Below are 782 nucleotides of genomic sequence, written 5' to 3' on the forward strand. Positions count from 1 at the left end.
GGACAAATCCCCATATCCGAGCATGACGGGTCCTCACATTCGGTCCGACACCTATCCCAGCGGGCCGCCCCGCCCACACCATGGGGCGGCCCGCGCCGCAGGGCGGCAGGTGTCAGGGGGCGTGGTGGGCGGCGGCCTGCTCCGCCAGGTGGGTGACGCGAGCGAAGTGGGCCAGCTCATCCTGGGGGAGGGTCCCGCCGGGGCCTTTGTGAATGGCCAGTGCCATCAGCCGGAAGATGATCGCCCGGATCAGCATCTGGGGTCCGTCGCGGCCGGGAAGCACTTCCTCGATCAATGCCGGGGTGGCGTCGTGGTACAGGAGCCCGTCGGTGACGATGATGGCGTCGGCGTACCCCACCGGCCGCCAGTACGGCGAGAAGTCGATCACGGCGGGGGGCAGGCCAGGGTGGAACAGCACGTTGCCGGTGAGGTCACCGTGGACGAGCTGACTCGGCGCGTCAACGGGACACCGGATGCTCTGCAACCTCTCCAGCAGCCCGCCCACATCGGCCGAGCCCACCGGGGCGGGTTCGCCCCACGCGATCCGGTCGGCGACCGCCCATTGATGGTGGCGGCGGTCGAGCAGGTCCGGCCGGGGCAGATGGCGTAGGGCACGGTGAAAGGCCCGGCCTGCGGCGACCAGCGCCGCCCATTCTCCAGCGGGTCCCTCCGTACCCGGCATGTACTCGAAGGCCGCCCATCCCGCCACCACATGGCCGCCGCCCTCCGCCCGACAGGGCCGCGGAACCCGGAACCCGGCCGAGGAGGGCACGCCCGCCAGC

General features: G+C 71.7%; 1 protein-coding gene. It reads right to left on the reverse strand.

Translation table 11 applies throughout. The features are described 5' to 3' along the window. Positions 1-112: 112 nt before the first annotated feature. Positions 113-782, reverse strand: a 670-nt coding sequence (locus C1I98_RS39430) for a hypothetical protein (RefSeq protein WP_233508589.1), incomplete at its 5' end; no start/stop codon positions are given.

This window comes from Spongiactinospora gelatinilytica, from assembly GCF_003236385.1.
GTDB classification, from domain to species: domain Bacteria; phylum Actinomycetota; class Actinomycetes; order Streptosporangiales; family Streptosporangiaceae; genus Spongiactinospora; species Spongiactinospora gelatinilytica.